Genomic DNA, 16,784 nt, shown 5'->3' on the forward strand with positions numbered 1-16,784 from the left:
ATTTGATAGTTTTGGTTGATTATAAGCAGAGTTAGGTAATAATGGATGAAGAGTGAATAATGCTGGAGGAAATAAAATGAAAAAAATATCAAGTTTACTTATTGCGATACTGTTATTACTAAATACATATCCAGTTGTAAGTTTTGCAGATGATGATAACATTCAGGAAGAAATAATTTATGATATTTTAGTAGACCGTTTTAATAACGGAAATCAAGCATTTAGTGATCAGGTTCGGATAGATGATCCACTTGCCTATCATGGTGGTGATATTGAAGGAATCAAGTTAAAGCTAGATGATATAAAGAAGTTAGGTTTTACAACTATTACCTTGTCGCCTATCATGGAAAATGCTACAGATGGTTACCACGGCTATTGGGTTGAAGATTTTTATTCAGTTGAAGAACAATTTGGTACAATGGAAGAGTTTCAGTCCTTAGTTCAAGAAGCACATGATCGTGATATGAAAGTCATTATTGAGCTAGTTACAAATTATGTAGCAAATAGTCACCCAATTGTAACCGATCCAAATATGCAAGATTGGATTATACCAAATGTAAAGGTGGATATAACGAAGGAACCTTGGTTAGAGGACGTTGCTGTTTTAAATCAAGACAATCCTGAAGTGCAAGAGATGCTAGTGGATGTAGCGAAGTTCTGGCTGAATGAAGGAAATGTAGATGGGTTTATTTTACATGCTGCCGATCAAGCTTCACCTAACTTTTTAGAGCAATTGTCATCTGAAATAAAAGTTGAAAATTCAAATGCATATATAATAGCGGATGTGCTAGGGGAAGAAGTTCCACAAGAACTTAAAGAAATTCAAGCAATTGATGTAATAGATAATCCGGAGCTTTCCAATACAATAGCTAATGTCTTTTCCAGTGTTGATAACCCTGTAGATCAAATTTATGAAAAATGGGATGAACTTGGGATAGAAAATAGTCTTCTTTATGTGGATAATAAAACAATTGACCGTTTTACTCAAGTAGCAGCTGCGAATAAAAGGGATGATGTTAATACGTGGAATCTTGTATTAGTATCTTTGTTAACGACACCAGGTGTACCAATTATTTTTCAAGGGTCTGACATTCCAATGTATGGTGCGGGAATTGAACAAATTCATCGGTTAATTAACTTTAACAGTGGTGAACAGGAATTAGAAGAAGTTTTTTCTAGGGTACTAGCACTACGAAATGAATTCCCTGCTCTCCAATATGGAGATTATGAGTTAGTTGGATCTGATAAGGGGATGAGTCTTTATAAGCGAACCTACCAAAATGAAATAATGTATATTGCGATTAATAATGATAGTGTATCAAGAGTTGTTTCCATCCCTGATTTAGAATCGGGACTGCAACTAAGAGGTCTTCTCGGTGATAACATTGTAAGAGAAATAAACGATGGGGAATATAAAGTAGGCTTAGCAAGAGAGTCAGCAGATGTCTTTATAGTGGAAGAAAATTCAGGTGTAAACTGGGGATTTGTTGCTCCTGTTATTATTATTATATTCTTGTTTGTTATAGCTGTAGTTTATTTAAGTAGAAAGCAGAAAAAGCGTGAAATAGAAGAATAGACAGAAATAAAGATAGCATTAGGCGTTTAAGGCTAATGCTTTTTTATTTTGTAAGAGAAGATGTTGCCAAATAGGGCTATAATATTACCATTATATTTTTGAAATTTCTTATGAATTTTTGAAATATTATGCTAATCTAAAATTATTACCATTCGTTATAACCAGGTTAAAACTTCCATAAGAAGTGTAGAATTGAAATAACAAAGGGAAATATGCACGAAATAGGAGTGGACAATATGTACGAATTAAAAACAAAGTGGAATGATAATAGTGTATTAGAATTTATTGAAAAGGTGGAGAGTCTTAAGAAAAAAGAAGATGCCTATAAACTTCTAGATATCTTTACAGAAACTACTGGATTTGCTGCGAAAATGTGGGGGCCAAGTATAATTGGTTTTGGATCCTATCATTACAAATATGAATCCGGTCATGAAGGGGATGCACCACTTGTTGGTTTCTCTCCCCGAAAAGCAAAGATTAGTTTATACTTCGCAACAGGTGACCCGAATCGTGATGAGTTATTAAAGAAGTTTGGGAAACATACGTCAGGTAAAGCTTGTGTTTATATTAATAAGCTTTCGGACATCGATGTTGATGTATTAAAGGCTTTAATTAAGCAGTCTATGGAATTTTTACTGAAATTGTATCCTGATGTACAGGAATAAGAGATTAGAATGTTATTAGGAATTACAGTCATTTTCCTGCTAATAGACTAGGTAATCACATTGAATCTTGATGACGGAAAGCTTTGAGGAGGAAATCATTTGATGCGAAATATACTCATATTGCTAATATTTATCTTATTAGCTGGTTGTTCTCCTGAAGAAATAGAAGAGAAAATTCTTACATCCGGAGTTCAATATATAGGTGATAATAAAAAACTTATCGCAGAACTTGAAAAACTACCAATAGATTCTAGTCATTCCATGGCGATCAATGATGCATTACAAGAATACAAACTTGTCTTAATTGAGCCGAATTATACGAAGCAGCTTAATAAACAATCGTTAATCGAATTAATAGAAAATGGTTATTTTATCTTTTTTATTAATCTGGACGATAGAAGATTGATACAAGAAGCGTATTTTGGTAACTTCGCCTCTTCACAAAAAAAGACGGATAAAATTTGGACGGAACATTTATACATAGAGAATGAAGAGTTACAATCGTTACTTCTTTCTACCGATTCAAATATAGAAAAAAATCTTCTTAAATGGTTAAAGTACTTTGATAAGTTTAAAGAGAAAAGCTTTTAAAGGGGGGAGGTAATGGTTCAAACAAAAAATAATGGATTAAGGTTTCAGGATTTTTTACATGTACCCGAAGATGAAATTAATCGATATGAACCAGTAGCAGGGTCCTTTGCGATTATTCAATGTTATAAAAGGTATTTACTTTGTTTTAATGTGTGGAGGAATCAATGGGAATTACCAGCAGGTAGTAGGGAAGGGGATGAATCTCATAAAGAATGTGCGATTCGTGAACTTTATGAGGAAACAGGACAGAGGGTTAATGATTTTAGAGTTTATAGGGCTATTAAAATCGGAGGTTATGTCTGAAGGAACTTTCAAATATAATCCGGTATATTTTTCAATGGTTGATAGTCTTAATCCGTTTATGGAAAATGAGGAAACATCCAAGATAAAGTTTTGGGACTTGGAAGAGGAAATTGGTCCAATTGATGAGGTAGATATGAAGATTTTAGATGGCTTAAAATCATTAAGGGGGAAAATAGAATGAATGCGAAATTATTCACAAGTAAAACAATCACTAGAGTTGGTGAGTTAAAATTGGTAGGATATCGGGTGCTTTGTCCCGGTGATGAATATAGTGTGGAAATTCCAAAAGCGGCTAAAAGATTGGCTGATGAGATTGGGAAAATTAAACATTTGGTAAATCCTTCCGTTCAAATTGGAGCATTTGTTGTTGATACTAATAGAGATGAGGAAGACGGTTACTGGGTATGTGTAGAGGTGGAACAATTTGAAGATATTCCTGATGGCATGGTAGCTTTGACTATTCCAGCTCAAACTTATGCTGTTTGGACTCATCAAGGGGCAAATATAGAAATTATAGCAGCCTATGAAAAATTACAAAACTGGATGGAGGAAAATAATTATAAGCGTTTAACAAGTACATGGCATTTAGAAATTTTTAATAAATGGAATGATCCTCAAAATATTGATGTCATGCTGTTAGATACTGTGCAGGAAGTGAAATGATGAAGGAATGGAGCGGGGCAGCAGCAATTTGTATAAATGAGGCTAGAGAAGTTTTGATGGTTCGAGGAAAGGGAACAAAAGCGTGGGCAGTACCCTCAGGGGAAATGGAAGTAGGGGAAACTCCTGAAGAATGTTGTGTGCGGGAAGTAAGAGAAGAGACGGGGTACAACATTAAAATTAAAAAAGCACTTTACATTAAAGAGACAGAAATTCAAGGTATAGCTGTAACGACTCATTATTTTTTAGTGGATAAAATTGGAGAAAGTAGTGGAATTGATGACCCTGATCAGCTCATTGCGGAAATGTCGTGGGTCTCTTTAGAGGAATTAAACGTTATTGAACATGCTTATCCAGAAGATAAAAAAACAATAATAGAAGTAATACAAAGCCAGGTGTTATAAAAATTCTAACATCTGGCTTTTTTTAAAAGAAATAGCCTAATTTTAGGCTAGCATTTAGTAGATGTATTCGTGGGCGGAGGTGGCACCTTGCTGATGTAAAAAGTTGTACACATCTCGGTAAAATCTAATATCAATTTCACCAGCAATGTATTTCTTTTGGTAGTAGTCTAAAATATCGTTTAACGTTTTAGGAGATTCCCTTCGCTCCGTTTCATAGTCAGAGACTAATTCATTTATTAGCATAAAATGCCCTCCTTTAAGAAAGTTGCTAGTACAACTGTATAAAAAGTATATGATTAAGTTTCCGTAATAATGATAAAAAGATGGATTTTTGCAGATTTGAAAAAGGCTGGCTTGTTGTAAGCGTTATGTATAGTACTATTTTCTATATAAAAAAGAGGAGGAAGCTTTAATGCTCCCTCCAACATGGATTAATATTCAAATGAAAGCTCTGGTAATTCTATAGTTGCCAAATTTTTCTTTTGATTCAGGTCATACACCTTCATTTTATCCCAAGATAACGTGTATATGGAATCATCAACTAATACTATTCTTTTAACCTCAGAAGTCCATTCTGGATATTCTTTAAATTCACCTTGATGTGTAATCGAATTTAAAAATTCAATCCCATCGGGTGTGATTTCATACAGTAATGCACCTTCAAATATTACCTTATATTCCTCATAAGTTATATCACCTTTATGAACCTTCTTAGTCTCTGATAGAACTGCTGGAAACCCGAAAATGCTTTCGGTCTGATGTTTGAACAGTACTTTATGATTATGAAGTAGCTCAGAGTATGAACCACCTTGCCCTATTACTTCGGAATATTTTTCGATAGGGTTAGTTGGGTCACTAACATCAAAAACAGATATTTTTATTCCATCCGTTCGGACTACTGGTTCACTCACACCTTCTTCTTCCAAAAGCTGCGTGTCTTGCCCAAAGCCTATTACATGGTTCTCATCGAGTGGATGTAAGTAATTGCTAAAACCAGGTATTTTTAATTCGCCTAGAACAGTTGGTTTAGCCGGATCCTTTAGGTCAATAACAAACAATGGATCAACCTGTTTAAACGTAACCATATAAGCTACTTCATCCATAAAGCGAACACTGTATATTCTTTCTCCTTCAGCCAATCCTTCAACCGCACCTAGTGGTTTTAAGTTTAAATCGAAAGTATATAAATTGTTAGTAGACTGTTGTTCGTCATCCCAAGTATCACCTTTTGTAGTTGCAACTCGGAACGTATTATTTCGTTCATCCATTGCAAATTGATTAATGAGTGTACCATTAACAACCGTAGATGCATGGTACGTTAATGTTCCTTCTTCAACACGAAATTGTGTAATTTCCGTATCAACGTCTCTTGGACGCCAAATCATCATGTCAGCTACAGGGTCATCATTGGTTTCTGTCACCTTGTTTTCATCTGATTCAATCTCCTTGTATTTATTAACCGCTACATAAAGATTGTTATGGGACATGTAGATTTGATCGGAAGCCCCCAGATATGTTTCAATATTTGCTTCCTTTTCCATATCATTGAGGTCAAGAGAAGTAAGAATTAAAAACTGTTCTTCCTTACTTTCTGGAAAGAAGTACATTTTGTCATAATTGACTGGTATACTTTCTTCACTTACTGCAGTGTCCTTTATAAATGGTCTAACATCCACATCTTCATTTGTCTCTAAAATATGAAAAGGTGGATGCTCATTTGCGATTAAATACAAATAGCCGTCGAGTATTCTAGATGAACTATAGAATCCTTCCTGACTTACTTCACGGATTTGCTTTGGTTCTTCTGGATTTTTTACGTCAAAAACTAAAATGGATGTTTGATTATGGTAAAAGGGTTCAGGGATTCCAATCTCACCGTTAGCAGCATCTTTTTCCTCTCTTTTTCGTAATGGCTCTACTTTTTGTCCGATTGTAATTAGTAATCCATTATAGATATACATTTCTTGAGGATAAAAGTTCTTCACTTTTATTTGACTTAATAACGTGCTGTTTTGTTTTTCGGCTGATGTGATAAGAATATCCCCATCACGAACAAAGAAAATGGACTCGCCATCCGTCTTTACAATATCTGCTTCATCAATTCCTTGTACTTGAACATTCGTTGATGAAGTCTCTCCAGCCTCACCACTGCTCACGTCAGAGGCTGTGTCTGATGATTCAACTTCAGCAGAACCTTCACTAGTGACGGAGTTAAATAATTTAGATTCACTCGATTGTTCTTCCATTCTTTCTTTTAGTAGGGTAACAAGCTGCTTTTGATCTTTAATTTTTGGTAAGTCTGCTACTGCAGTAAAAGTATGTTTGAATTGGTCAGGTAATTTTTTCCCATTTGCAGTTCTAACATTATTAGAGATAGTAATAGCATATTCATTATCAATTGTATAACCATCGTCTGGAGCGAATATGGTTAATACAGTGTAAGAGTCATTCCATTCCATCTCTGTAGTAACATGTTCTCCTTGCTTATTTTTTACAATGACGGTTTCTTCAGTAAATGTTTCTGGATCCATAGGCTCGGAAAACTGAACAGTCCAATCTTTGAATGTCGGAACAAAACTGGATGCTTGGGGAATTTCAGCTGTAATTTTATTTGAGAAATCAAACACGAGGAGCATCCAAATACCAACTATAACGACAATACTAATTAACCCAATCCTTTTATACACTTTTTCCACCTCATTTTTTAAAGGAAAAATTAGCCTTTATCAGTAAGACGAAGCCATTTCAAAATATGTTTCAAAATGTTTATTCCTTAAGGGGTATTCCTCGTATAAAGAGTTGTTCTAATGGGTGCTTAGCCTTTACATTTGTGACTACCGACATAAAAAAACATGCGGTAATCTGATCGATTTCCGCATGTTCATTTTATTTGAATGATTTATTTAAGAAAAATAGTGCTAGTGTCCCTGGTCCTGAGTGAGCTCCGATTGCTGAGCCAACAAATTCAATAACAAATTCCTTAACCCCAAATTTCTCCTTGATCATTTCGGCAAGTTTTTCAGCTCGTTCTATATCATCACCATGACTAATACCGATAACTTGATTTTCAAAGTCTCCACCACGCTCTTCCATTAGCTCGATCATCCGTCCTAAAAGCTTCTTCGTACCACGCATTTTTTCAAGGGGAATTAATTTCCCTTGTTCCACATGGAGTATTGGTTTGATATTTAACAATGACCCAACAAAAGCAGCTGTTTTACTAACTCTTCCGCCACGCTTCAAATATTCCAAGTCATCAACCGTAAAGATGTGCTCCATATTTAACGCGCGTTTTCTGGCGTCATCAATAATTTCTTCCTTACTCTTTCCATCCTTTGCCATCTTAGCTGCATTTAGCACAACTAATCCATAACCGATGGATGCACATTTCGTATCAATTACATGTATATCGGCCTCTGGAAATTCTTCTTTTACTTCTTGCTCCATCATTTTTGCCGTTTGATATGTACCAGATAGCTCAGATGAAAATGCTAAATAAATTAATGTTTGATTTGATTCAGCATACTTGGTAAAAATAGATTTGAAAGTCTGTGGTGACACTTGAGAAGTTTTTGGAGATTTCCCTTTACGCATCGAATCAAAAACGTTCTTAGGTGTAATGTCAATCCCGTCCTTATAGTCCGTATCATCTAAATGAACCGTTAAGGAGACCATTTCCATGTCATATTCAGTAAAGTAATCTTTTGTAAGATCACTTGCTGAATCTGCCATAATTTTAATATTGCTCATTTCAATCCACCTCATTCTATTAAAAAAATTATATTATGTTTAGTTTATAGCTATAATGGGATATAGTCAAAATAATTGATATAAAAAAGGAGATTGTTATGTTTTTAATAGAGGCCAAGCGAATATTAGTTGTAATTATTGGGTCACTGCTAAATGCTTTATCTTTAAATTTATTTTTAGAAAGTGCTAATGTTTATGCTAGTGGTTTTACTGGTACCGCACAGCTTATATCGAGCGTATTTAGTGATTTTGTTGGCTTTCATGTATCGACAGGTATTCTTTTATTGTTATTAAATATTCCTGTATTTATTTTAGGATGGTTTAAAGTAGGGAAAGGATTTACGATTTATAGTATTATTTCTGTTATATTTTCATCCTTATTTTTACAGTTTCTACCAATTGTTCAACTATCAGAGGATATTATTTTAAATGCCGTATTTGGTGGGCTGGTAGCAGGAATAGGAGTAGGAATGACACTAAAGATTGGTGCTTCCACCGGTGGAATGGATATCGTTGCGATGGTTTTATCCCGTATGAATGACAAACCGATTGGACTGTACTTTATTTCGTTAAATGCTATTATTATTGCACTTGCAGGACTTTTATATGAACCAGAAAATGCATTATATACCATGGTGGCACTTTATGTAACAACGCGAGTGATTGATACAATACACACACGTTATAATAAGCTAACGGCGATGATTGTTACGAAGAAGGCAAAAGAACTGCAAAAAGCAATTCATGATACGATGGTTCGTGGGATTACAATATTACCAGCAGTTGGGGCTTATACAAATCAAGACAAGCATATGCTTTACCTTGTTATTACGCGTTATGAGTTATATGACTTAGAGAAAATAATTCAAGAAGTAGATCCAGAAGCATTTACTAATATTGTTCAAACAGCCGGTATATATGGTTTTTTCAGAAAAGAGTAAGGGGAATGATTGTGTTGAAAAAAGTGTTTATCATAGTAGGGTTGCTGTTACTTGCAGCATGTGGCAATGAAAAAGGAGAACCAAAAGAGCAAGTTTCAGAAGTAGATACTGATGTATTTGCCAACTTTCGGAATGTAGATATTCAAGTTGAACGTAACCAAGCTATTATTACAGGCGAGGTAAATGCATCAAATAATGAATTTTATTATAAAGCGGAACAAGGAGTGAAATCAGTAAAGAAAGAAGAACGCGTTTCTGTTGATGGACAGTGGGGAGCCTTTGAATTAGTAGTGGGCATTACTGAAGAGATAACAAGCTCTGATGAAGTTGTTATTGTAACAATGTATACGAAAACAGAGGATGGAAAAATCATCAATCCAAACTACATACCATTAGATTTAAAAGAGTAAATAAAAATGAGGATAAAAATATCCTCATTTTTTATGTATTAATATCCATGTTTTTCAAAAACTTCTTTTACTTTAGGTGTTACATCGTCCCATTCAGCATCGAAGCTTTTATTTACTGTAATGAAATTTTGATAACCAAATACGTTATCAACACCTTCTAGTTTCAATAAATCATTCATTACTTCATATTCACTAGTATCACCAGGCATAACCGAAATACTGTTTGTACCTTCAAAAATTAGCTTATCTGTCGTAAATTTAATCGCATTTGGATTTGGTGTTGTTTCAGCTCTAACTCCCATTAGTTCTACCTCCCACATGAATCTTTTAAATCTATATTAGCAGAAAAGTACAGAAGAAAAAAGGAAAATAGGGAAAAGGTGCTCATATAAGAATGAGCACCAGCATCAAGCTTGAGTCGTCAGCAATCCCTTTTCATCCTAAGAATGAATTGGTGATTACCATAACAAACGTTGATTATGTTACTTTTATTGGGAAAATCTTAATGGAGGTTAGCTAAGTTGATGCTGTTCCAATTGTTGCTGTAACTGTTGTAACTGTTGCTTTTCTTCTGGAGTAGCATCGTTCATAGCAGCTTGGATGGCATTGTGTGCTGCTTGTTTATCTTGCTCAGAAGCATTACCACCAGTTATATTACTTGTAAATTGAGTTACAGCATCTTTTGCTTGTTGGAATAGATTTTTTTGCATTTAAAATCCTCCTACTGTATGATTATCTGCTTCTTCCCGTTTGCGTTCTGCATCTGTAAAGTTAGAACGATATGGGAATTTTTCAGCATGCTTTTTAACGGCATCTGCACTTTGCTGGCTAAATCTTCTTGATTTGCTCCCTTTGGCCAAGTTGATTCCTCCCAACAAAAAAGTGAACGATTTTATACGTTCACTAACTAGTATGGAATGATTTATTTATTTTATAGTAGGAAAATTACGGTACCACTGTTTTACTTTACATTCACTTTAAGGTTTAAATACTCTTCCAAAAACAAACCAATACCGCTTTCTTCATTTGTTACTGTTACATGGTTGGCAATAGATTTTAATTGGTCAATCGCATTTCCCATTGCTACACCTACACCTGCATAATCAATCATTTCTAAATCATTGTCCTCGTCTCCGAATGCAATAATACGATCTTCTGGGATTTGATAATAATGTGCAATTTTTCGTAACCCAACCGCTTTATTAATTCCTTTTTTTACAATTTCGATGACATTCCAAGGTGCTCCCCATTTACGATGTTCAATTACCTCTGCATGAAACTCGTCTAAGTGGTTACGTAATGACATAATATGATCTTCTTTTGGATGGATTAAAAGCGACGTAGGGTCTTCCTTCAATTTACTTTTTAAGCTTCCAATTACAAAAGGAGAATCTTCTGCAGTTTGATAAAAAATATCAATTAGATCTTGATTGTATTTATCCAAATAAACCTGGTCTTGTACTTCCGCCAAAACATTATGAACGCCCAAATCATAACAAGTTTCCACGATGCTAAGTGCCGTTCTTTTTGGCATCGGATTATGTAGAACATCCCATTTCCTATCATTGGGGTGGTGAATTAATGCTCCGTTAAAGTTTACCATTGGCGTTTTCAAGCCAAGTTCTTGGTAATATTGGATACTTGCACGATGTGGTCTTCCTGTTGCAATTACTACGATGTGGCCTTCCTCGATAGCCTTAGAGATAATTTGTTTATTTTTATTACTAATGATTTTTTCATCAGATAGTAATGTACCGTCTAAATCTAAAGCGATTAAATGTTGTTTTTTCATATACTCACCTCATTTAAATTAAGTTTATTCGTGTTTTCTATATATGTAAAGGATAATAAAGTAATCTTTCAGTTAAATTAGTTTAACTATTTATTAAAAAATACTATCATATAATTAGTTAAAAGGATAAGGGGACTTTGCAGATGATAGGGATAACAAAAGAGAGTGTTGGAGGAGTAAAAAGTTTAATCGTGGTGGAAACAGAAAAACAACAGGCTGCACTGCCAACCGTTATATATTTTCACGGTATAACAAGTGCAAAAGAACACAATTTACCACTAGCATTTTTATTAGCAGAGAACGGTTTTCGAGTTGTATTACCAGATAGCTTGTACCATGGTGAAAGAGAAACGAATGAAATATCAGACGTTCGATACTATTTATTTAATATCGTAATACAAAATATTAAGGAATTACATAAAATTAGACAGGACTTGGAAGAAAAAGGTCTTATTTTAAATAATCGTATCGGTGTTGCTGGAACAAGTATGGGAGGAATCACGACTGCTTCCGCATTATCTCAGTATGATTGGATTAAAACAGCTGCTATTTTAATGGGGTCACCGAAAATAGCTACTTTCGCTAAAGAGTTGGTTGATATTTATACGAAGTCCGGTGCACTGCCACTATCTGAGCAAGAAGTTAATCAATTATATGTTACGTTACTTGATTATGATTTATCACTTCAACCTGAAAAACTAAATGAAAGACCAGTATTATTCTGGCATGGAGATCATGATCCGACAGTTCCTTTTGATCATTCTTATAGTTTTTATCAACAAATAAAGAGTATTTATCGAGACCAAGACAATGTTAAATTCCTTCGTGAAATAGGCAGAGGACATAAGGTAAGCAGATTTGCCATATTAGAAACAGTTAAATGGTTTGTTTCACATCTGTGATTTAAATCATTTTAAAAATATGTAAAATATGTTTAAATGAAGATAGGAAAGAAAAGAGGAGGGAAAACCATGGATGAAGCATTAAAAGAAAATCTCATGGGAGCTCTTGAAAATGTAATTGATCCCGAGCTAGGTATTGATATTGTTAACCTTGGGTTAATATATGATGTTGATCTAGACGATGAAGGTGTATGCACAGTGACGATGACACTTACTGCGATGGGTTGTCCACTTTCTGCACATATTGAAGCTGATGTACAACGTGCATTATATGATTTACCAGAAGTAAAAGAAACAAGAGTAAATATTGTTTGGGATCCACCCTGGGGTAAAGAAAGAATGTCCCGCTACGCAAAAATAGCTCTCGGCATTCCAGATTAATAAAAAGTTACATTAAAAAATCCACTTTCATCTTTAAATCTGAAAGTGGATTTTTTTGGAATTATTTTAATTTGCGTATTTCTAAACATTTCCGGGTCGGAAATTTACCATTATAAAAATAATAAGGCAATAACACCAATAATAAAGCAATAAAAAGCAAAGTATTTTAAATTCCCTTTAGCCATAATATTCATAAACCATTTCAAAGAGAAGTAAGTGGCAATGATAGAAGCAATAAATGCAATCAAATAAGGAATCATAAATGTATTTAGTTGTGGATCTGTTACGATATCTTTAGCGGAAAGTAAACCTACACCTAAACTAACTGGAATGTAGAGCAAGAATGAAAAACGAAGTGCTGTTTCTTGTTTCATTCCTAATAACATGGAAGCCACAATTGTTGCACCAGAACGACTAATCCCAGGGAATAATGCTACTGACTGGGCAAGACCAACAATAACCGCATCTTTTACCGTAATTTGTTTGTCTCCTTTTTTTCCACGTAAATTTCGAATGATCCAAAGTGCTATCCCTGTAATTAACAATGTAATTCCAACTAGATATGGCCTAGTTAGTTTCTCGATGGAATCTTCGAATAAAACACCAATAATTCCTGTTGGAATAGTGGCTACTATAAGCATTAGTATGAAATGAAAATCACTTTTGACTTCTGGGTCACGGGTTGTTATGTAATGAAACCCATTTTTTATTAATCGAACAATGTCTTTAAAATAAACCATTATTACCGCAATTAATGAACCGAAATTAACAATAGCTTCGAATGATAACCCTGGTTGTCCAACACCTAAAATATCTTGAGCAAGAATAAGATGACCACTTGATGATATAGGAATAGGCTCGGTAAATCCTTGTAATAAACCTAAAAACAAATATTTTAGTAACTCGATTAGTTCATTTTCCATTATATACACCCCTAGTTTATAAAGACTTAATTGGCTATATCTGTCACCTCCATATAGGCATATGAATAGTCTAACATGTGAGGAGGTCGATCAGAATGTCTCATAAAAATCAAATGTATGATTTATGTAAAACGCATATGCATTCATACGTGCTAGTCCAGTTGGAAGATGGTTCTAGTTTTGATGGCATCATTACTGGGTTAGATGATGAGTATGTCTATTTTGCGGTGCCCATTGACAATGAAGTGAATCCACAGTTACAACCGTACATGCAAGACCAACGTCAATTTGGGTGGTTTGGATATGGTTATCCTGGATTTGGCTATCCAGGATATGGTTTCGGGCCACGCAGAAGATTTAATCGTCTAGTCCTGCCATTGGCAGCACTCACTGCATTGAGTTTGTTACCTTGGTATTAAGTAGAACCATTAAGCAGAACATATTTGAAATAGCAAACCCTTGCCCTGATGTTCAAGGCAAGGGTTTTGCATTCATTTATTTATTGCTCTTTTTGATCCCTTAAGATGCCGTCTCCTAGAATGAAGATAATAATGGAGAAAATTGCTGCCATTACTAAAGTAGATACCATATCTAGTGATTCGCCACCCATACTTGAAAGTACGTAGGAAAGTACAAACGTTATTAACACAGCCCAAACAATGGTTGCAAGATAACGCATATGTATCACCTCTCAATTTCTATTCTCTTACAATTATAATACCACATAATTTCCTTATTTAGTTTACCAAATGAACTCATAAATTAAAAGCATTTCTTCATAGTTTACATAGAGAGGAGGCAAACGATGACAATATTAATTTATAATTGTTTTAATTGGGTTGGATATCATTATGTTAATTATTTTCTAGATAAGGGTATGGTAGTAAAAGGAGTAGACAAGATTGATTCTGATAAGAAAGAAAATCTTTATATGTTAGTAGGAAGGAATAGTGCATTTGAATTGGTTGAATCCTATGAAGAAAAGAAAAATAAAAACTCCCGTGTATTAATTATTGGAGAAACTAATGATGATATAAAAGCAGAAAGAATCATTCAAATAAAAACTAATGAAATGAGAAATAAGCTTGAAGATGCTATAGTAATAAATGCCCCAATTTTATTTGGTGAATGGATGGATATGACAGAAGAGGGAATTTCAATTAGAAATCGATTTGTTCGCTTTAATTCTGAAGATTTTTTAATGGATGCTGTTTATATTACAGATTTTGTAAAAGAGACCTATCCACTAATTATGTCAACTAACATTCCTTCTGAAATTACTGTCTACTCCAAGAAAATTTTCCTGAATGAAGCTGTAAAACTTGAAAATTCTATTTATATTCGTGACTATATACCTATAGAGAAAAATATAAAAAAAGTACTGGCTCATTACAAACGATTTAAAGATCTTTATTAAAATAGGTAGAAATTGAATGGAGTGCACAAACTTGAGGAGAAGTTACGGTATTATCATACTAATGATAGTTGGATTAGTTTTTGCAAATGGCTGTGAATTTGGCAAAAGTCCCGGTAATCTGTATAAGGCAGCTATAATTATGGAAGGTGAAATGAAAGGTAAGCCTTGGAACGAAAAAGGTTATGATGGCCTTAAACAAATAGAAGAGACATTTGGAGTAGAAATTGAGGTTGTTGAAAATGTAAATACAGAAAAAGACATTTCGGAAGCAGTTAGTGATCTCGTAAAAGATGGGACTAATTTGATCTTTGGTCATAGTAGTAATTACGGAGAAGAATTTTATAATTTATCAAAAAACTATACGGATATTCACTTTGTGTATTTTAATGGAAACTATTACAGTGATAATCTAACGAGCATGAATTTCAATTCTCATGCAATGGGCTTTTTTGCTGGGATGATTGCAAGTAAGACAAGTGAAACAAATGAGGTAGGTATTATTGCTGCTTATCAATGGCAACCTGAAATTGAAGGATTCTACGAAGGGGTAAAATATCAAAATCCAAATACAAATGTTAGAATGGAATTCATTTATGATTGGAATGATAGTGAGGTTGCTATCCAGGCTTATGAAAAAATGAAGGACTATAATGTCGATGTTATTTATCCAGCTGGAGATGCTTTTAGTGAAGATATAATTAAACGTGCAAGTGAAGATAATATTTACGCAATTGGATTTGTTTCTGATCAAATCAAAATAGAACCGAAAACCGTATTAACTAGTACGGTACAGCATGTAGAAAGGCTTTATGTATTAGCAGCAGAAAAATTTAATGAAGGATCCCTTAAAGGAGAAATTATGTCTTTTGATTTTACAGGGGATTATATTACGATGGGTGAATACAGTGAGGAGGTTTCAAATCGATTCCAGGAAACATTAAATCAATATATTGAAAAGTATAAAGAAACAGGCTTGCTTCCTAATCAATACTAGTTTTTAATTAATTTGATTACGGGTTGTGATATTTACATCTTGCAAGTCTCTGTTTTTTGCATTAAAATTAGTACCAAGTCATAATATTTGATAACAACTTTTTAAAGGTTAGGGGATGTATATATGGGTGTTGGAGTTTTAGGAGTAGGTCATTACACACCATCTAAAGTCGTAACGAATAAAGACTTAGAAAAAATAGTAGATACAAATGATGAGTGGATCCGTACAAGAACAGGAATTGAGGAAAGAAGAATTGCCGAAGATGATATGGACACTTCCGATATGGCTTATCATGCATCACTTAGTGCATTAGAAGATGCAGATATTAAACCGGATGAGCTAGATTTAATTTTAGTAGCTACTGTTACTCCAGATACGCCATTTCCATCCGTGTCTTGCATGCTTCAAGAAAAACTTGGTGCATGGAATGCAGCTGCTATGGATGTGAGTGCAGCTTGTGCAGGATTCATGTACGGGATGATTACTGCAAAGCAATTTATTGAAACGAAAGTATATAAAAACATATTAGTAGTTGGAGCAGAAAAATTATCAAAAGTAACAGACTGGTCTGATCGTAATACATGTGTACTATTTGGAGACGGTGCTGGTGCTGCAGTAATGGGCGAAGTTTCAGAAGGGAAAGGTATCCTATCGTTTGAATTAGGAGCAAACGGTTCAGGTGGCAAGCATCTTTACCAAAAGGATGATGGCTTTATTACGATGAACGGTCGTGAAGTTTTCAAGTTTGCGGTTAGACAAATGCCTGAGTCTTCCTTAAGTGTTTTAGAAAAAGCTGGTTTACAAAAAGAAGATGTCGATTATTTAATTCCTCACCAAGCTAATATTCGTATTATGGAAGCGGCTAGAGAAAGATTAGATATATCAGAGGAAAGAATGGCAAAGGTTATTACAAAATATGGGAATAATTCTTCTGCTTCTATACCTATGGCTTTATCAGAAAGTGTAAGAGATGGTAAAATTAAAGAAAATGATTGTATAGTATTAGTAGGATTTGGAGCAGGTTTAACATGGGGAGCAGTTGCATTACGTTGGGGAAGATAATGTTTACTTGTAA

The 16,784-nt window shown here is 34.3% G+C and carries 24 protein-coding genes; 15 read left to right on the top strand and 9 right to left on the bottom strand.

Annotated features, from left to right (window positions below; translation table 11 throughout):
* Positions 1-76: 76 nt before the first annotated feature.
* The 7 genes from AB1K81_RS02080 to AB1K81_RS02110 all read left to right on the top strand — a co-directional run bounded on the left by AB1K81_RS02080 (position 77) and on the right by AB1K81_RS02110 (position 4,199).
* A complete protein-coding gene (locus tag AB1K81_RS02080; RefSeq protein WP_412974991.1) occupies positions 77-1,576 on the top strand; it encodes an alpha-amylase family glycosyl hydrolase in 1,500 nt (499 codons plus the stop codon).
* Positions 1,577-1,812: 236 nt separating this feature from the next.
* Positions 1,813-2,241 carry a DUF1801 domain-containing protein gene (locus tag AB1K81_RS02085; RefSeq protein ID WP_412974992.1) on the top strand — a complete coding sequence of 143 codons (429 nt, stop codon included), beginning with the start codon at positions 1,813-1,815 and terminating at the stop codon, positions 2,239-2,241.
* A gap of 99 nt (positions 2,242-2,340) precedes the next feature.
* Entirely contained in the window at positions 2,341-2,832 is a 492-nt protein-coding gene (locus AB1K81_RS02090; protein WP_412974993.1) for a hypothetical protein, read from the top strand.
* A 12-nt stretch (positions 2,833-2,844) separates the two neighbouring features.
* Positions 2,845-3,135, top strand: a complete 291-nt coding sequence (locus AB1K81_RS02095; RefSeq protein WP_412974994.1) for an NUDIX domain-containing protein — start codon at positions 2,845-2,847, stop codon at positions 3,133-3,135.
* A complete protein-coding gene (locus AB1K81_RS02100; protein ID WP_412974995.1) occupies positions 3,128-3,316 on the top strand; it encodes a hypothetical protein in 189 nt (62 codons plus the stop codon). The genes AB1K81_RS02095 and AB1K81_RS02100 overlap by 8 nt, the downstream gene beginning before the upstream one ends.
* Positions 3,313-3,798, top strand: coding sequence for a GyrI-like domain-containing protein (locus tag AB1K81_RS02105; RefSeq protein WP_412974996.1), 486 nt, complete (start codon positions 3,313-3,315; stop codon positions 3,796-3,798). Before AB1K81_RS02100 ends, AB1K81_RS02105 begins: the two co-directional genes overlap by 4 nt.
* Complete coding sequence (locus AB1K81_RS02110; protein ID WP_412974997.1) at positions 3,798-4,199, top strand: NUDIX hydrolase; 402 nt, start codon at positions 3,798-3,800, stop codon at positions 4,197-4,199. The genes AB1K81_RS02105 and AB1K81_RS02110 overlap by 1 nt, the downstream gene beginning before the upstream one ends.
* A 54-nt stretch (positions 4,200-4,253) precedes the next feature.
* Here AB1K81_RS02110 and yppF read toward each other — a convergent pair whose 3' ends face one another.
* From yppF to AB1K81_RS02125, 3 genes are all read right to left on the bottom strand, one after another.
* Entirely contained in the window at positions 4,254-4,442 is a 189-nt protein-coding gene (yppF, locus tag AB1K81_RS02115; RefSeq protein ID WP_412974998.1) for a YppF family protein, read from the bottom strand.
* A 188-nt stretch (positions 4,443-4,630) separates the two neighbouring features.
* Positions 4,631-6,886: a beta-propeller domain-containing protein gene (locus AB1K81_RS02120; RefSeq protein WP_412974999.1), complete on the bottom strand. Its 2,256-nt coding sequence runs from the start codon at positions 6,884-6,886 to the stop codon at positions 4,631-4,633.
* 199 nt (positions 6,887-7,085) lie between these two features.
* Complete coding sequence (locus AB1K81_RS02125) at positions 7,086-7,949, bottom strand: DegV family protein (RefSeq protein ID WP_412975000.1); 864 nt, start codon at positions 7,947-7,949, stop codon at positions 7,086-7,088.
* Between the two features lie 98 nt (positions 7,950-8,047).
* On the opposite strand from AB1K81_RS02125, the gene AB1K81_RS02130 reads away from it, so the two are divergent.
* Together AB1K81_RS02130 and AB1K81_RS02135 are read left to right on the top strand one after the other, a co-directional pair.
* Positions 8,048-8,890, top strand: coding sequence for a YitT family protein (locus tag AB1K81_RS02130; RefSeq protein ID WP_412975001.1), 843 nt, complete (start codon positions 8,048-8,050; stop codon positions 8,888-8,890).
* A gap of 11 nt (positions 8,891-8,901) precedes the next feature.
* Entirely contained in the window at positions 8,902-9,300 is a 399-nt protein-coding gene (locus AB1K81_RS02135; RefSeq protein WP_412975002.1) for a hypothetical protein, read from the top strand.
* A 38-nt stretch (positions 9,301-9,338) separates the two neighbouring features.
* On the opposite strand, the gene AB1K81_RS02140 is transcribed toward AB1K81_RS02135, so the two are convergent.
* From AB1K81_RS02140 to AB1K81_RS02155, 4 genes are all read right to left on the bottom strand, one after another.
* Positions 9,339-9,602, bottom strand: coding sequence for a NifU N-terminal domain-containing protein (locus AB1K81_RS02140; protein WP_412975003.1), 264 nt, complete (start codon positions 9,600-9,602; stop codon positions 9,339-9,341).
* Positions 9,603-9,812: 210 nt separating this feature from the next.
* The gene (locus AB1K81_RS02145) at positions 9,813-10,010 is read right to left on the bottom strand and encodes a DUF3813 domain-containing protein (RefSeq protein ID WP_339215903.1); all 198 of its coding nucleotides are present in this window, start codon (positions 10,008-10,010) and stop codon (positions 9,813-9,815) included.
* A complete protein-coding gene (locus AB1K81_RS02150; RefSeq protein ID WP_412975004.1) occupies positions 10,011-10,160 on the bottom strand; it encodes a hypothetical protein in 150 nt (49 codons plus the stop codon).
* Between the two features lie 101 nt (positions 10,161-10,261).
* Positions 10,262-11,092 carry a Cof-type HAD-IIB family hydrolase gene (locus AB1K81_RS02155; protein ID WP_412975005.1) on the bottom strand — a complete coding sequence of 277 codons (831 nt, stop codon included), beginning with the start codon at positions 11,090-11,092 and terminating at the stop codon, positions 10,262-10,264.
* Positions 11,093-11,235: 143 nt separating this feature from the next.
* Between AB1K81_RS02155 and AB1K81_RS02160 the strand changes: the two genes are divergently transcribed.
* Together AB1K81_RS02160 and AB1K81_RS02165 are read left to right on the top strand one after the other, a co-directional pair.
* The gene (locus tag AB1K81_RS02160; RefSeq protein WP_412975006.1) at positions 11,236-11,994 is read left to right on the top strand and encodes a prolyl oligopeptidase family serine peptidase; all 759 of its coding nucleotides are present in this window, start codon (positions 11,236-11,238) and stop codon (positions 11,992-11,994) included.
* A gap of 69 nt (positions 11,995-12,063) precedes the next feature.
* Entirely contained in the window at positions 12,064-12,375 is a 312-nt protein-coding gene (locus AB1K81_RS02165) for a metal-sulfur cluster assembly factor (RefSeq protein WP_412975007.1), read from the top strand.
* Positions 12,376-12,485: 110 nt separating this feature from the next.
* Here AB1K81_RS02165 and AB1K81_RS02170 read toward each other — a convergent pair whose 3' ends face one another.
* On the bottom strand, positions 12,486-13,298 hold the full coding sequence (locus AB1K81_RS02170; protein WP_412975008.1) for an undecaprenyl-diphosphate phosphatase: 813 nt from the start codon (positions 13,296-13,298) through the stop codon (positions 12,486-12,488).
* A gap of 137 nt (positions 13,299-13,435) precedes the next feature.
* Between AB1K81_RS02170 and AB1K81_RS02175 the strand changes: the two genes are divergently transcribed.
* On the top strand, positions 13,436-13,717 hold the full coding sequence (locus AB1K81_RS02175) for a hypothetical protein (protein WP_412975009.1): 282 nt from the start codon (positions 13,436-13,438) through the stop codon (positions 13,715-13,717).
* 80 nt (positions 13,718-13,797) lie between these two features.
* Here the strand turns inward: AB1K81_RS02175 and AB1K81_RS02180 are convergent, their stop codons facing one another.
* Positions 13,798-13,977: a DUF2929 family protein gene (locus tag AB1K81_RS02180; protein WP_412975010.1), complete on the bottom strand. Its 180-nt coding sequence runs from the start codon at positions 13,975-13,977 to the stop codon at positions 13,798-13,800.
* Positions 13,978-14,103: 126 nt separating this feature from the next.
* On the opposite strand from AB1K81_RS02180, the gene AB1K81_RS02185 reads away from it, so the two are divergent.
* From AB1K81_RS02185 to AB1K81_RS02195, 3 genes are all read left to right on the top strand, one after another.
* Complete coding sequence (locus tag AB1K81_RS02185) at positions 14,104-14,715, top strand: hypothetical protein (RefSeq protein WP_412975011.1); 612 nt, start codon at positions 14,104-14,106, stop codon at positions 14,713-14,715.
* A 31-nt stretch (positions 14,716-14,746) separates the two neighbouring features.
* Positions 14,747-15,709 carry a BMP family ABC transporter substrate-binding protein gene (locus AB1K81_RS02190; RefSeq protein ID WP_412975012.1) on the top strand — a complete coding sequence of 321 codons (963 nt, stop codon included), beginning with the start codon at positions 14,747-14,749 and terminating at the stop codon, positions 15,707-15,709.
* 123 nt (positions 15,710-15,832) lie between these two features.
* Entirely contained in the window at positions 15,833-16,771 is a 939-nt protein-coding gene (locus tag AB1K81_RS02195) for a beta-ketoacyl-ACP synthase III (RefSeq protein WP_412975013.1), read from the top strand.
* The last annotated feature ends 13 nt before the right edge of the window (positions 16,772-16,784 follow it).

Origin of the sequence: Ornithinibacillus jepli, from assembly GCF_047228935.1 — a bacterium.
Lineage (GTDB): Bacteria > Bacillota > Bacilli > Bacillales > Amphibacillaceae > Ornithinibacillus.

Bases quoted from the DNA above. Each gene is read 5' to 3' on its own strand.
- AB1K81_RS02165 (WP_412975007.1), top strand. From the start codon at position 12,064: ATGGATGAAGCATTAAAAGAAAATCTCATGGGAGCTCTTGAAAATGTA.
- AB1K81_RS02125 (WP_412975000.1), bottom strand. From the start codon at position 7,949: ATGAGCAATATTAAAATTATGGCAGATTCAGCAAGTGATCTTACAAAA.
- AB1K81_RS02095 (WP_412974994.1), top strand. From the start codon at position 2,845: ATGGTTCAAACAAAAAATAATGGATTAAGGTTTCAGGATTTTTTACAT.
- AB1K81_RS02170 (WP_412975008.1), bottom strand. From the start codon at position 13,298: ATGGAAAATGAACTAATCGAGTTACTAAAATATTTGTTTTTAGGTTTA.
- AB1K81_RS02185 (WP_412975011.1), top strand. From the start codon at position 14,104: ATGACAATATTAATTTATAATTGTTTTAATTGGGTTGGATATCATTAT.
- AB1K81_RS02155 (WP_412975005.1), bottom strand. From the start codon at position 11,092: ATGAAAAAACAACATTTAATCGCTTTAGATTTAGACGGTACATTACTA.
- AB1K81_RS02100 (WP_412974995.1), top strand. From the start codon at position 3,128: ATGTCTGAAGGAACTTTCAAATATAATCCGGTATATTTTTCAATGGTT.
- AB1K81_RS02195 (WP_412975013.1), top strand. From the start codon at position 15,833: ATGGGTGTTGGAGTTTTAGGAGTAGGTCATTACACACCATCTAAAGTC.
- AB1K81_RS02175 (WP_412975009.1), top strand. From the start codon at position 13,436: ATGCATTCATACGTGCTAGTCCAGTTGGAAGATGGTTCTAGTTTTGAT.
- AB1K81_RS02145 (WP_339215903.1), bottom strand. From the start codon at position 10,010: ATGCAAAAAAATCTATTCCAACAAGCAAAAGATGCTGTAACTCAATTT.
- AB1K81_RS02140 (WP_412975003.1), bottom strand. From the start codon at position 9,602: ATGGGAGTTAGAGCTGAAACAACACCAAATCCAAATGCGATTAAATTT.
- AB1K81_RS02110 (WP_412974997.1), top strand. From the start codon at position 3,798: ATGAAGGAATGGAGCGGGGCAGCAGCAATTTGTATAAATGAGGCTAGA.
- AB1K81_RS02080 (WP_412974991.1), top strand. From the start codon at position 77: ATGAAAAAAATATCAAGTTTACTTATTGCGATACTGTTATTACTAAAT.
- yppF (WP_412974998.1), bottom strand. From the start codon at position 4,442: ATGCTAATAAATGAATTAGTCTCTGACTATGAAACGGAGCGAAGGGAA.
- AB1K81_RS02085 (WP_412974992.1), top strand. From the start codon at position 1,813: ATGTACGAATTAAAAACAAAGTGGAATGATAATAGTGTATTAGAATTT.
- AB1K81_RS02160 (WP_412975006.1), top strand. From the start codon at position 11,236: ATGATAGGGATAACAAAAGAGAGTGTTGGAGGAGTAAAAAGTTTAATC.
- AB1K81_RS02105 (WP_412974996.1), top strand. From the start codon at position 3,313: ATGAATGCGAAATTATTCACAAGTAAAACAATCACTAGAGTTGGTGAG.
- AB1K81_RS02130 (WP_412975001.1), top strand. From the start codon at position 8,048: ATGTTTTTAATAGAGGCCAAGCGAATATTAGTTGTAATTATTGGGTCA.
- AB1K81_RS02180 (WP_412975010.1), bottom strand. From the start codon at position 13,977: ATGCGTTATCTTGCAACCATTGTTTGGGCTGTGTTAATAACGTTTGTA.